Raw genomic sequence first — 13,076 nt, 5'->3', positions numbered from 1 at the left:
CTTTCTCATCAAAACTAATGAATTAGTTTTTTAATAACTATTGTTTAGCATCACAGGCATCACCAACATTAAAACATCTTCATTTTCGTCATTGGTTTGCGGAATTAAAAGTCCGGCTCTATTTGGTGTAGAAAGTTCTAAAGTAACTTCATCACCACTTAAATTACTTAACATTTCGATCAAAAAGCGTGCATTGAAACCAATTTCAAGGTCTTCACCATCATATTGGCAACTTAAACGCTCATGTGCCTCATTAGCAAAATCCAAATCTTCAGAAGAGATATTTAATTCACTTCCGCTAATTTTCAATCTTACCTGGTGCGTCGTTTTATTTGCAAAAATTACCACCCTGCGAAGGGTGTTTAAAAACAAACTCCTATCGATAATTAGCTTGTTAGGATTATTGGTTGGAATTACTGCCTCATAATCAGGATAGCGCTCGTCTATTAAACGACACACTAAATTGATATTTTCGAACTTAAAGAAAGCGCTTGTTGCATTATAATCTACTGATACATTAATATCTGTTGAAGGTAAAGCAGCTTTTAATAATGTTAAGGCTTTTTTCGGAAGAATAAATGAGGTTGCTTTATCTGCTTTGCTATCCATGCGGCGATATCTCACCAATTTATGGGCATCGGTAGCTACAAAGGTAATGTGCTGAGGAGATAGCTGACAGAATACACCTGTCATAGCCGGGCGCAACTCATCATTACTTACCGCGAAAATAGTTTTTGTTATGGCTTCGGTTAAAACTGATGCCGGTAAATTTACAGAAGAAGCATTTTCTACTACAGGAATCTTCGGAAAATCATCACCATTTTCACCACTCAATTTATATTTACCATCTCCGGCGCTGATCTCGATCGCGAAAGTACTATCATCGATATTAAATGCGATCGGTTGATCTGGTAATGTTTTAAGCGTATCTAATAAAATTTTAGATGGAACAGCCACTTTACCTTCTTCCTTTGATTCTACAGCCAAAGCAGTTGTCATGCTGGTTTGCAGATCGGTAGCAGAGATAGTTAAGTTTCCATCTTTAATTTCGAAGAGAAAATTTTCTAATATAGGCAAAACCGTACTGCTGCTTGATGCACCATTTACGGTTTGTAAATGTTTTAATAGAGTTGATGTGGATACAATAAATCTCATGATGTTATTTAGTCTTCTTCAAAAATATAAAAATTATTTAGCGTACTTGTATTTGCGGTAATAATGTTGAAAAATCGCAAAGAATATTAACAATAGCAAGGGCGCCACAACATTTATAAATTGCCATTTTGTTTTTTCGAGCTTAATTTTGGCTTTATCCAACAATCTGATCTTTACTTCTTTATTCCGTAGGGCAATTAAGTTATCATTATCTGTAAAATAATCGACAATATTGAGCAATAAGGCCTTGTTGCCAAAAGTACGTTGCGAATAACGATCGAAACCTAATGGAAAAGGCGTTCCGTTTTGCGCTGATACCTGGTTCTTAAAAATATCACCATCTCCTATCACGATCATTTTAGCCGGTTTGCTGGTACTTTGTAAGGTATAAGGCTGCGTAATGGAAGTTGGTAAGGGGCGCCCGGCAAAAACCGACGGAAACTGACCTTCCAGCATCAAACCAACATGTTGCGGTTTACTTTGGAAAGATCGCGGATCTAACTGTTCGCTTACCATTTGCAAGCTAAACAATTTCGGCACACTATATACTTTGTTATAAGGAGAGGTATTCAAGAGGTACGATTTCTTCACACCTTTAACCCCGATAGTATCTACCGTGCTTGGAAATTCAGATTTTACACCATCGAGCTTTTTCACCACACTTTCAGTCGTGTCAGGCAATAAAACAGGATAATAAATCCATGGCAATAGTTGCATCTGGTTCTGTCCCCCTACAACTCCTGTTGAAACCGGGATTTCGGCACTGTTCGCCGGATCAGCAATAATATTATAATTAATCCTTGCACCATACATAAAAAGCATATCATCCAGGTTCAGATTATTATTAACAGCCATCTGTCCACGTTTTCCACGCAAACTATCCAATTCGGCATTTACCTGGTCGATACTCCAAAGTACCCTGCCGCCATTCATTACAAAATAGTTGATTTTGTATTTCTCAGTTTCTGTAAAGGGTTTCCTGGGCTTGGCAATAATGAGCATTTTCAGTTTATCAAGCCCAGCCTTATCAATACTATTTAAATCAATGCGGCCAACCAAATAACTGTTGGAGAGGGTATGAATGGCATCTGCCAGTTGCAAATCAGAAAGTTCGCCGTTTGATTCAGAGAAGCCAATCCTTGGATTATCACCAGAAAGTACCTTCTTTAAACTTGAAGTAAAGATATACTCCAGATTTTCAATAGCGCGGTTGATATTGTCTTCGTAATTGCCCCGGGTATCTAAATTCTGAAAAAGTTTAATAGGGAATTCCTTTCCATCACTTTCCATCATCGCCATCGGAAATACGAGTTTCTGCGTTAACCCACTTTCTGTTTTAACACTTAAATTGGTCGCTTCTATTCCTCTTTCGTACAAATTATTGATTACAGTATCCTGATCGGCCTGATTAAGCCCTGCTATAGGATCCACAAATACCACTTTAACTTCGGTTTTAGCATAAGCTTTATAATCAGATAAAATATCCGACACGGCAGCTTGCAGACGTTTAAATGCAGGTGGCAACTCTCCAGCTAAAAATACAGTAATTATTACCGGTTTTTCATTTTCATGCAGTAAGGTTTTTGTTTTCTCACTCAGTGTAAAACGTTTATCGGCAGTAAAATCAAAACGATGAAAAGCATACTGCCCAACAACATTTAAAATAATCAGTGCCGTTATTACGATGATCAAATTAATCCATTTATTCTTTAGCTTCATTATCGTTTGCCTCCTGTTATTAGTTTGGTGAACAATAAAAAAAGTACCGAAAAGGAAATAAAGTAAATCAGGTCTCTGGTGTCTAAAACCCCACGGCTTATCAAAGTATAATGTTCATTAATTCCCAGGTTGCGAATGATATTCTCCACACTTTGAAATGCGGCAATCTGACTGCTATAATCAAAGCCTAAAAAAGCAAATGCACATAAGGCAGCACTAATAACAAATGCAATAACCTGATTTTTAGTTAATGCAGAAGAGAAAATACCAATGGAGGTAAATGCCGCCCCCAACAAAAACAAGCCAATATAGGAGCCAATAACTGATCCTGAATCTATATTTCCTTCAGGAAAACCCAATTTTGAGATACTATAATAATAGACTAAGGTTGGGATTAAGGCAAATAATACCAAAACCAGGCTCGCTAAATATTTTGCCACAATAATCTGCCAGATCCGGATGGGCCGGGTAATTAAAAGTTCGAAGGTCCCCTCCCTCCGCTCTTCGGCAAAAGAGCGCATGGTAATGGCTGGAATAAGAAACATGAAAAGATAAGGCACTAAACTGAAAAAACCATCAAGCTCGGAATAACCATAATCAAGCACCGAGGTATCAGGAAAAAACCAGAGTAACAGACCAGAAACCAACAGAAAAATGCCAATGGTAATATAAGCAACCATCGAACTTAAGAAACTGAATAACTCGCGTTTAAAAACTGCGTACATGTGCTATTAAAACGCCGAAGTTAACCATTTATTCCTGCAAATTTAAAGGAATTGATTAAATGAATGTATTATCAAATCAGCAATATTTAAATTTAAAAAGAGTCCGCATCATAAATTTCGAATTGTCATCCTGAGGGGTAATTTATTTATAAAAATCAATATGAATGGACAGAATGGAATGGTCTCGAAGCATCGTCATTTCGACCGCAGTGGAGAAATCTTTTAAATTTGATTTCAATAACTTGGTACAAAGATCTCTCCACTACGCGTTGCTCCGGTCGAAATGACGACCACTCTATTAGAGTCTGTCAATGGTAGCCTGTCGAAGGACTTAGTTAAATAACTTTTATGTGTTTCGACAGGCTCAACATGACAAAATCTGAGGAGAAATTGTCTTTATGATACAATCTCTTCTTTATGTTTCAGTTCGGTTTAGAAAGAAAAACCTACCCCCACTGAAAAAACTTTATTTTTAAAGGTAATCTCATCTGAGAGATCAGTATCTGCTAAACTGCTTAGCCCCAATCCGTAACCGGCGTGAATATTAAAGCCATTATTTAATTGGTAGCCTGCCAGAAAATTTAACCCAAAATCGGTCCGTTTAAATTCTGAGTCTGTTTCGCCAAATTTAATGACCTCTTTTATTGAGCCATATTTACCATTTGCACTTAATGCATAAGCAAAATAAGGGCCGGCGCCAACAAATATTTTACCCGAACCATTCAATTTAAAGTTAGCCAATACATTTACTGGCAATTCGAGGTAATTAAAGTTTAAGGTAACTTTCTCTGTGCTTCCAAAATCGCTATCTTCAAAAGCAAAGCTGTTACTATTAAATTTTGTTCCTTTACTGATAAAGGTTAAGCCAGGTTGGATTGAAATTACATCCGATACCGCAAATTCTGCTGTACCGCCAACATAAAATGAAGTTTTGGGATCAAAACTTACTGAGGTGCTACCAGATGAGATGGTCATGTTTGGGAAAGCCACACCTGCTTTTATGCCAAAAGTTACCGGTTTTTCTGTCTGAGCTGAGGCTGCAAAGCCTAAGCCAGCAACTGTTAATAAAGATAATACTAATCTTTTCATAATTTTGAGAGTTGTTCTAAGAATTGTTTTTAGTTTCCGTGCCTTCACCTATTAGGAGAAAACGTACAATGATAAAAAACTAATTTGATAGTTAATAAAATAATCACCAAAATTATTTATTAACTGCTAGTTTTTAAATTGCTTACAAATAACAAAGCCCCCAATTTTTTGGAGGCTTTGAAATAATCATATTGTTATGTTTTGACTACAAACCAAATGCAAATGCTGCACGGATACCGATAAAACCAGTAGAACCGCCATTACCTGACCAGTTTTCATAACGTAAACCGAAATCTAAACTAGATTTATCAGCTACTGAGAAAGATGCGCCTAAAGTTGGTGCAACTGCAAAGAAAGTACTACCGCCAGTTTCAGTGCTAATTGCAGCACCTAATTCACCAGCACCATAAAAGTTTCCACCAAAATAGTATTTAGCACCTGCTTTTAAAGGTACCACACCATAACTTGTTTTAAATCCTAATGCCTTAAGAGCATCTTTGGCATCTCCTGTAGTCATTAATGATAAATAACCAGCCGAACCAGTTAGACTTAAAGATTTAGCCACCGGATGTTCGTACTGTAATGAACCACCTACGATTAAGGTATTTGAATTTTTTTCTGTTGGTAAACCAAACTCCGCGCCAATGCTTAGTTTTTGAACTGCGCCTTCTGTTTGAGCTGAAGCTGCAAAGCCTAAACCTGCAACCATTAATAAAGATAGTAATACTTTTTTCATGTGATTTTTAATTTATTATTCGTTAATTATTTCAGGTTTCAGACAATCATAATGCCAAAAAAGTTACAAACAAAAAGCACCTACTGTAAAAAACTGATTAACTTAATGTTAAATTAATAATATTTTATTCTAAAAAGTTGTACTAAATTATAATAAAAGGGGAAATGTAGAGTTTTGACGAAATAATCAAACAATTGTCTGGAATAATTGTTTCACATTCCAAATAAATAGGCAAATCTAATTCCCACAAAACCTTTACTATCGGATTTGTTTAAGCCGGCAATATCGCTTTTACCTGTCCATGCTTCATATCGGATCCCTAAATCGAGTTTGTTTCCTCCTGAAAGTTTGAATTGATTGCCAATACCGGGCGACCAAACAAATAAGGTCTTCTGTCCCTTATTTAAAGATAAAGCTGCCCCCAACTGCCCCTCGAGATAAAAGCTTTCACTCAATTGGTATTTCAGTCCGGCTTTTGCAGGAATATAGGTTAAATCCTGCACGTTAAAAAGTTGGTTCCTTTTTCCAAAAAAGTTCATAAAACCTGCATTTAATGTTATGGCAAAATTTTCTGCAACCGGAAGATCGGCCTTTATTGATGCACCTAATCCAATTCCTGAAAGGTTAGAAAAATTACCTGACGGTAAACCAATTTCGGCTGCAACGCCAATGCCCGGGCTATTTTGAGCCTTTAAAAACACCGGACTTGAAAGCAAAAAGGCAATAAACGTAATTTTGATTTTTATGCTTTGCATGAATTTAAGCAGTAAGTTTTCTAAAAATATCTTCTAACGATTGTTGTTGATGCGCTTTTTTAAGCCCCTCGAGTGAATCGCTTGCTACAATTTTACCTTTGTTAATAATGATGATGTCATCACAAATGGCTTCAACTTCTTGCATAATGTGGGTAGAAATGACCACCGTTTTAGCTTTGCCCAAGGTTTTAATCAGTTGCCTGATGTCGACCAGTTGGTTTGGGTCTAAACCAGAAGTAGGCTCATCTAAAATTAAAACTGCCGGATTGTGAATGATCGCCTGGGCCAGACCAACCCTTTGGCGATATCCTTTCGATAACATCCCAATTTTTTTATGCTGTTCTGGTGTTAAGCCTACCAATTTGATGACTTCGTCAATCCTTGCAGATAAATTGGTAAGTTTATACGTTTGACCAACAAAGTTTAAAAATTCCTTTACATACATATCAGTATAAAGTGGCGTATTTTCAGGAAGGTAGCCAATATGCTTTTTAGCTTCAAGGGCTTCAGTAAGAATGCTTTTACCAGAAATTTCAGCCTCACCAGATGTAGGCGATAAATAACCGGTAAGCATACGCATGGTGGTAGATTTACCAGCTCCATTTGGCCCCAGAAAGCCCAAAATACGACCTGGTTTAGCCTCAAAACTGATGGAATCAACCGCTTTTTGCTTATCGTAATGTTTAGAAAGATTTTTAACTGAAATACTCATTATGTGTTTTTTACCACAGATTTGCACAGATTAACACAGATTTCATAATTGGTTAAACCGATCTGTGTGCATCCTTTCCATCTGTGGTTAATTAATGTGCGGTGAACTTATTTTTTTATTATACCTAAATTTATCCAACTCATCTGATACCTGTTGTAAATTATCACCCGATAAAATATCTGCACCGTTGTTCACCAAATGATAATAAACATTTTTTACCGGACTGGCAATGGCACTTTTATCAATATTGCCCATTGTGCCTAAAATAGTGGTAATACCTTTATTATGTAAGTATTCATATAATTCTTTATCTGGAGCAGAAACACCTACAAAAGCTACAATCCGACTATTGGGAATACCTATATTATTTAAGCGTTTCAATTCGGCTTTCTTTTGAACAGATGCAGAAATCATTAAATCAGGCGCCAGCTGGTGCACTTCTTTTGCCTGATCGGCAGTATAAGTGATGATAATTGAATTACTTTCTACTTTATATTGCCTTACTTTTTCAATCACTTTTGCATAAGAAACGCCTTTTTTCAAATCGATGGTTAACAAAACTTTTCCCTTGCTCCAGCTCAGCACGCTATCCAAAGTAGGAATTTTAAACTTTGTTTCCTTGCCTTCCTCATCTTTCAGGTTAAAGGCTTTCAATTCCTCGTAGGTATAATTGCCAATTAGACCTTTCCCTGTAGAAGTGCGATCGAGCTGATCATCGTGCATAATCACCATTACGGAATCTTTACTGTAAGCAATATCAAATTCGATTATTACCGGATTATAAGTAGTGGCATTATCAAATGTTTCGATACAGTTTTCAGGAAAACCAGGCATTGGACCACCACGGTGCGCACTGATTAATGGAAAACGGTTTTCTGGCGACCATTTTAAGAATTGATATAACTCCGCTGGTGTATTAAATTTAATATAGTGATGTTTTTTTTCTTCTGGTTTGCATGAGGTAAAAACTGCCACAATAACCAAAAATAGCAAATGATGGAATTTCATGAGTCAAAAGTAGGAAAAAATGGAAGATGGAAGCGGTAAAATGGAATGTTAAATCTGAAACCAATACGCTCTGCTATTGCTTTTCTCAATAATTTGAACCACATAAGACATTTAAGAACATATAAGCTGACTGGTCATATATCTGATTCCTTTCATAAAGGATGCTGTGGAGTTGCTACATTTGACTGGAGGGTTTTATTTGTCAGATTTAAACATTAAACTTTAAATTTGAATATATGAGCAGACGAATATTTGATGAGCCTTTTAAAAGAATGGCTTTGGATCTGGCCCATGCGCGGGGTTCGATAAAGGATGTTGCAATAGAATTGGGTATAAGTTCGAACCTTTTAAGTAAATGGAAAGAGCGCGAAGGAATTGCAAAAGCTGATACTACAAGCCTTAGCGAGGAGCAGCAATTGATTCGGAAACTTCAAAAGGAGCTTAAAGAAGCCCAGCTAGAACGTGATATATTAAAAAAGGCGGTAGGCATCTTTTCCAAGGGAGACGGGAGATATTCGGATTTATAAAAGATTACCGAAAGATATTTTCTGTTGAAAGGATGTGTAGGGTATTTGGAATAAACAACAGTAGTTTTTATTACTGGTTAAAAAACCCCCAGGGTAAGCGGCTTACCGATGATAATTATCTTATGATAGAGATAAGCAAGATTTACGCAGAGAGTAAAGGGTGTTACGGGAGTCCGCGTATTACTGCCGAATTATGTTCCAGAGGGATCTTTATCTCTCGGCCCAGAGTTGCCAGGCTGATGCGCAGATTGGGTATAAAGAGTACCATCCGTAAGAAATGGGTACAGACAACAGATTCACAGCACACTTACTCCTTAGCAGAAAATTTCCTTAATAGAGATTTTTATGCCGCCAATATTAGAGAGAAATGGGTTTCAGACCTCACTTATATACAAACTGGGGAAGGTTGGCTATATCTGACAACAGTTATAGATCTGGCGGATAGAAAAGTTGTAGGCTGGTCATTAAGTGAAAATATGGAAGCTGAGAACACCACGATAAAGGCATTAGAAATGGCTATAAAGAATAGACCTATTACCCAACAGTTAATTTTTCACTCAGACAGAGGTATACAATATGCATGTTCCGAGTTCAGAAAAAAATTAGAATGCTTAGGGATAAAGCAAAGCATGAGCAGAAAAGGAAACTGTTGGGATAACGCAGTTGCAGAGAGTTTCTTTAAAACTATAAAAACAGAAATGATATACCAGCAGATATATAAAACAAGAGCGAAGGCTAGTTTAGCCATTTTTGAATATATAGAGGTCTGGTATAATAGAAAAAGAAGACATTCATACTTAGGGTACTTATCGCCATTAGAGTTTGCAAACAGCTCAATAAATCCTAAAATCGCAGCTTAAAAGAAAGAAAAATATCTAAAGTAATGCTTCTCAATAAAAATAATATGACAAAAAAAAATCTCCAGTAGACTATTGCAATTCCACTGAAATAAATTCAGCATGACGATAGTGTTGGTTTTTATGTTTATAAAAAACCTTCAGTCTTATATCTTTAAAACCTCTGCCTCACCTAACCACCTTAGTCACCTAAGGACACCTGAATTAAACGCCAACATTCTCAAATTTGTAGCCCTTTTTAGCTTGATCAAAAACCTTTTACCTTTTACCTCTTACCTTTTACCTTATTTATTATCTTTGCTGCATTATGGCTCAAAAGAATAACGACGAACAATTTAAAAATGTAATATCACACGCTAAAGAATACGGTTTTGTATTCCAGAGCAGCGAAATATATGATGGCTTAAGTGCTGTTTACGATTATGGCCAGTTGGGTGCCGAATTAAAAAACAACATTAAAACCTACTGGTGGAAAGCCATGGTGCAGATGCACGAAAACATTGTGGGGATCGACTCTGCAATTTTTATGCACCCTAAGGTTTGGAAAGCCAGCGGACACGTTGATGGTTTTAACGACCCGATGATTGACAACAAGGATTCAAAAAAGCGTTATCGTGCCGATCAGTTATTAGAGAATAAAATTGACGAATTATATTCGGAATTAGCCAATTTCAGTGCAGAAAACAAAGCCGGATTTGAGGAGTTTCAACAAGAGATATTGGGTTTAAGTGATGAAGGGCAAGCCGCCTGGATTCCAAGTTTTAAAGATGAGGCGACTATTTTAGACAATGCAAAATATCCATTTGTTGATGAGGCAAGCTGGAGATTTGTAAAAAAAGGTTTAGCGCTTGAAGTAGAAATGAACCTTGCACTTAAATCTGAAAACTTAGCACAGCTAAAAGATTTAATTGTTGATTATAAGGTAATCTGCCCGATTTCTAAAACTTCAAACTGGACAGATGTACGTCAGTTTAACCTGATGTTCAGCACACAGTTTGGAGCCATGGCTGAAGGTAGCGATGAAGTTTATCTTCGTCCGGAGACCGCTCAGGGTATTTTTGTTAACTTTCTGAACGTTCAAAAGTCAGGAAGGATGAAAATTCCTTTCGGTATTGCGCAGATTGGTAAAGCTTTCAGAAATGAGGTAATTGCCCGTCAGTTTATTATGCGTATGCGTGAGTTTGAGCAAATGGAAATGCAGTTTTTTGTTCGCCCTGGTGAAGACACAAAATGGTTCGAATATTGGAAAGAAGCACGTTTAAAATGGCATAAAGCTTTAGGTACCGATCCTGAAAAATACCGTTACCATGACCATGTGAAACTGGCGCACTATGCTAATGCAGCAACGGATATTGAATTCGAATTCCCTTTCGGATTTAAAGAGGTTGAAGGAATCCACAGCCGTACCGATTTCGATTTAAAGCAACACCAAGAGTTTTCTGGTAAGAAAATGCAGTATTTTGATAACGATTTGAATGAAGAAGGTAAACCTTATGGCAATTACATTCCTTATGTAATCGAAACCTCGATCGGTTTAGACCGCATGTTCCTGTTAACCATGATTAATGCTTTTGAAGAGCAGGATTTAAGCACAGAAGATAAACAGGATAGCCGTACTTTATTGCGTTTACACCCTGCCTTGGCACCATACAAAGTAGCCATTTTCCCATTGACCAAAAAAGATGGTCTGCCGGAGAAAGCTCGCGAAATTATGGATGAACTGAAATTCGATTTCAACTGTATTTACGAAGAGAAAGATGCGATTGGTAAACGTTACCGCCGTCAGGATGCTGTTGGTACGCCTTTCTGTATCACGGTTGACCACCAAAGTTTAGAGGATAATACCGTTACGATCCGCCACCGCGATAGCATGGAACAAGAGCGTGTAGCCATTGCCGATTTAGCTGGCATCATAGGTAAGGCTACCAGTTGGAAGACATTGTTGGCATAAATTATAATCCGTCATCTCGAGCGGAGAGCAACGAAGCCGAGAGATAGATCTCTCCAATCCGCGATGCTTCAGTCGAGATGACGACCGTTTTATCAAGTCGCAGGTTAACCCCTGCGACTTTTTTGTGTATAAAAGATGGATTTAGGCGAACAATACAATAAACTTTTACCGAATCAATCGCTAAGATAGCTGCCAGAAATTATGAGATATATCATCTAATAGATTCTGAAGCCGATAATCGTTTGGGCATTACTTTAATGATCAGAAATATGTTAAAAGCTGCATACCTTTTCATTAGAGCTAACTAAATTCTTTATCTTAGCATATTAATTTACCAAAAAAAATTAACGCTCGTGAAATTACCGCTGTTGGCACTGGTATGCCTCTTAATTACATCTTCCTGCAAAAAAGAAATTGATTATCATCAGGAATGGGATTTATCTACTATGAGTGCTAAAGTTGATGGTGCTTTATTGCAATGTACATTAGCTACTGCCCAGGTTTATGATGTAGATGGACAAATAAGTGTCCAAATCTCGGGTAAAAAAGGAACTACTACTGGCTTTAGTTTAATGATCAGCGATTTTAAAGGTGTTGGCGCCTATAATTTATCGGATAATAACACGGCGACTTACCTTTTGGATATATCCGGATTACAAGATACCTACATTGGCAATACACAAGGAACAATAAAGATAACCAGTTATTTAGCAAACAAATACATCAAGGGCAGTTTTGAGTTTAAAGCACAAAATCAATCCACTTCAACAAGCAAAACCATTAGCGATGGTCAATTTATGATCAGTTTGGTTCCGGTTAAATTGCCAGAAACCAATAACAGCACTAATAATTTAAGTGCAAAGGTAGATGGCACCACAATTGGTTTTACTGGTGAAGCAATATCAATCAACACTCCAATTATTGGGAATTTACTTACGATTGCAACTACAAATGGTGATAAACAAATGATTCTTTCCGTAATAGATTATAGAGGAATTGGCACATATGATCTCGCAACCGAGGGAATTGGATCTTATATGAAGGACCAAACACCTACAGGCTCATTTACGTCTACAAGTGGTACTTTGGTGATTACAAGTGAAGCTGGGGATAAATTAAAAGGGACATTTTCATTTAATGCCCTAAATGAAAATACAACGATTAATACATCAGTAACGGTTACAGATGGTACTTTTGATCTACCATTTAGCAAAAAATAAGTATTAACTTTTAAAATCTAAAGCTGTTGATCTAAAAATCAATGGTTTTTACATTTAATAATTCTTCGGTCACAAATAACTTTTAGATTTCATATTCATTTATCCGGATATTACATTTGTTTAACCAGCAATCGCTTTAATATGAAAATTCCACAGAAGTTTTTTGCCCGTCGACATGAAATTGCGGCAGATTATTTAAAAGAATTAGATAAACACCTGGACGACATCGTATCTGGCCGTGCTACAGAAATGTTTGAAGTAAGAGATTTTGCCGATTTAATCCATGTACACCCTACTCATTTAAGTAACACGATTAAAGCCGCTACCGGACATTCGCCATGTTTCTTTTTCGAAGAGCGTTTAATGGAAATTTCGAAATCAATGTTACAGAATGTAAGTATGCCTATTGCCGAAATTGCAAGGACACTAACTTACGATCCATCTAACTTTACCAAGTTTTTTAAACACTTCGCTGGCCAAACACCAAAACAATATCGGCAGACTTATTTCGAGTCTTTAGCTACCAATAAGGAAATTGTCACCATATAAAACTTAAACAGTCACCATTTTTACTTAAGCTGTCACCATTTTTACAGCCGATTTCCATTTAATTTTGTTTAAC

The 13,076-nt window shown here is 36.9% G+C and carries 13 protein-coding genes; 5 read left to right on the top strand and 8 right to left on the bottom strand.

Going from position 1 to position 13,076, the window contains the following annotated elements; translation table 11 throughout:
- Positions 1 to 30 precede the first annotated feature (30 nt).
- From dnaN to KYH19_RS03030, 8 genes are all read right to left on the bottom strand, one after another.
- The gene (dnaN, locus tag KYH19_RS03065) at positions 31 to 1,155 is read right to left on the bottom strand and encodes a DNA polymerase III subunit beta (protein ID WP_086545224.1); all 1,125 of its coding nucleotides are present in this window, start codon (positions 1,153 to 1,155) and stop codon (positions 31 to 33) included.
- Positions 1,156 to 1,188: 33 nt separating this feature from the next.
- A complete protein-coding gene (gene gldG, locus KYH19_RS03060; protein WP_219077508.1) occupies positions 1,189 to 2,874 on the bottom strand; it encodes a gliding motility-associated ABC transporter substrate-binding protein GldG in 1,686 nt (561 codons plus the stop codon).
- Positions 2,874 to 3,599 carry a gliding motility-associated ABC transporter permease subunit GldF gene (gene gldF, locus KYH19_RS03055; protein WP_219077507.1) on the bottom strand — a complete coding sequence of 242 codons (726 nt, stop codon included), beginning with the start codon at positions 3,597 to 3,599 and terminating at the stop codon, positions 2,874 to 2,876. Before gldF ends, gldG begins: the two co-directional genes overlap by 1 nt.
- Positions 3,600 to 4,031: 432 nt before the next feature.
- Positions 4,032 to 4,688 (bottom strand): porin family protein, encoded by a 657-nt coding sequence (locus tag KYH19_RS03050; protein ID WP_219077506.1) that lies wholly within the window; start codon positions 4,686 to 4,688, stop codon positions 4,032 to 4,034.
- Between the two features lie 205 nt (positions 4,689 to 4,893).
- Positions 4,894 to 5,424 carry a hypothetical protein gene (locus tag KYH19_RS03045; RefSeq protein ID WP_219077505.1) on the bottom strand — a complete coding sequence of 177 codons (531 nt, stop codon included), beginning with the start codon at positions 5,422 to 5,424 and terminating at the stop codon, positions 4,894 to 4,896.
- 212 nt (positions 5,425 to 5,636) lie between these two features.
- Positions 5,637 to 6,179 (bottom strand): hypothetical protein, encoded by a 543-nt coding sequence (locus KYH19_RS03040; protein ID WP_219077504.1) that lies wholly within the window; start codon positions 6,177 to 6,179, stop codon positions 5,637 to 5,639.
- A gap of 4 nt (positions 6,180 to 6,183) precedes the next feature.
- Positions 6,184 to 6,891, bottom strand: a complete 708-nt coding sequence (locus tag KYH19_RS03035; protein WP_219077503.1) for an ATP-binding cassette domain-containing protein — start codon at positions 6,889 to 6,891, stop codon at positions 6,184 to 6,186.
- An 87-nt stretch (positions 6,892 to 6,978) separates the two neighbouring features.
- Positions 6,979 to 7,899 carry a glycerophosphodiester phosphodiesterase family protein gene (locus KYH19_RS03030; protein WP_219077502.1) on the bottom strand — a complete coding sequence of 307 codons (921 nt, stop codon included), beginning with the start codon at positions 7,897 to 7,899 and terminating at the stop codon, positions 6,979 to 6,981.
- Positions 7,900 to 8,135: 236 nt separating this feature from the next.
- Here KYH19_RS03030 and KYH19_RS03025 point away from each other — a divergent pair, with 236 nt between their 5' ends.
- The 5 genes from KYH19_RS03025 to KYH19_RS03005 all read left to right on the top strand — a co-directional run bounded on the left by KYH19_RS03025 (position 8,136) and on the right by KYH19_RS03005 (position 13,003).
- A complete protein-coding gene (locus tag KYH19_RS03025) occupies positions 8,136 to 8,426 on the top strand; it encodes a transposase (protein WP_132404428.1) in 291 nt (96 codons plus the stop codon).
- A complete protein-coding gene (locus KYH19_RS03020) occupies positions 8,369 to 9,286 on the top strand; it encodes an IS3 family transposase (RefSeq protein ID WP_132404431.1) in 918 nt (305 codons plus the stop codon). The genes KYH19_RS03025 and KYH19_RS03020 overlap by 58 nt, the downstream gene beginning before the upstream one ends.
- A 304-nt stretch (positions 9,287 to 9,590) precedes the next feature.
- Entirely contained in the window at positions 9,591 to 11,234 is a 1,644-nt protein-coding gene (locus tag KYH19_RS03015; RefSeq protein WP_219077501.1) for a glycine--tRNA ligase, read from the top strand.
- 353 nt (positions 11,235 to 11,587) lie between these two features.
- The gene (locus KYH19_RS03010; protein WP_219077500.1) at positions 11,588 to 12,454 is read left to right on the top strand and encodes a DUF6252 family protein; all 867 of its coding nucleotides are present in this window, start codon (positions 11,588 to 11,590) and stop codon (positions 12,452 to 12,454) included.
- 141 nt (positions 12,455 to 12,595) lie between these two features.
- Positions 12,596 to 13,003 carry an AraC family transcriptional regulator gene (locus KYH19_RS03005; protein ID WP_219077499.1) on the top strand — a complete coding sequence of 136 codons (408 nt, stop codon included), beginning with the start codon at positions 12,596 to 12,598 and terminating at the stop codon, positions 13,001 to 13,003.
- Positions 13,004 to 13,076: the final 73 nt, after the last annotated feature.

The sequence above is a fragment of the Pedobacter sp. D749 genome (genome assembly GCF_019317285.1).
Lineage (GTDB): Bacteria > Bacteroidota > Bacteroidia > Sphingobacteriales > Sphingobacteriaceae > Pedobacter.
The sequence above is the reverse complement of the archived record's forward strand: the minus strand, read 5'-3'. Positions and strand labels throughout refer to the sequence as shown.

Bases quoted from the DNA above. Each gene is read 5' to 3' on its own strand.
- KYH19_RS03005 (WP_219077499.1), top strand. From the start codon at position 12,596: ATGAAAATTCCACAGAAGTTTTTTGCCCGTCGACATGAAATTGCGGCA.
- KYH19_RS03030 (WP_219077502.1), bottom strand. From the start codon at position 7,899: ATGAAATTCCATCATTTGCTATTTTTGGTTATTGTGGCAGTTTTTACC.
- dnaN (WP_086545224.1), bottom strand. From the start codon at position 1,155: ATGAGATTTATTGTATCCACATCAACTCTATTAAAACATTTACAAACC.
- KYH19_RS03025 (WP_132404428.1), top strand. From the start codon at position 8,136: ATGAGCAGACGAATATTTGATGAGCCTTTTAAAAGAATGGCTTTGGAT.
- KYH19_RS03040 (WP_219077504.1), bottom strand. From the start codon at position 6,179: ATGCAAAGCATAAAAATCAAAATTACGTTTATTGCCTTTTTGCTTTCA.
- KYH19_RS03045 (WP_219077505.1), bottom strand. From the start codon at position 5,424: ATGAAAAAAGTATTACTATCTTTATTAATGGTTGCAGGTTTAGGCTTT.
- gldG (WP_219077508.1), bottom strand. From the start codon at position 2,874: ATGAAGCTAAAGAATAAATGGATTAATTTGATCATCGTAATAACGGCA.
- KYH19_RS03015 (WP_219077501.1), top strand. From the start codon at position 9,591: ATGGCTCAAAAGAATAACGACGAACAATTTAAAAATGTAATATCACAC.
- KYH19_RS03050 (WP_219077506.1), bottom strand. From the start codon at position 4,688: ATGAAAAGATTAGTATTATCTTTATTAACAGTTGCTGGCTTAGGCTTT.
- KYH19_RS03035 (WP_219077503.1), bottom strand. From the start codon at position 6,891: ATGAGTATTTCAGTTAAAAATCTTTCTAAACATTACGATAAGCAAAAA.
- gldF (WP_219077507.1), bottom strand. From the start codon at position 3,599: ATGTACGCAGTTTTTAAACGCGAGTTATTCAGTTTCTTAAGTTCGATG.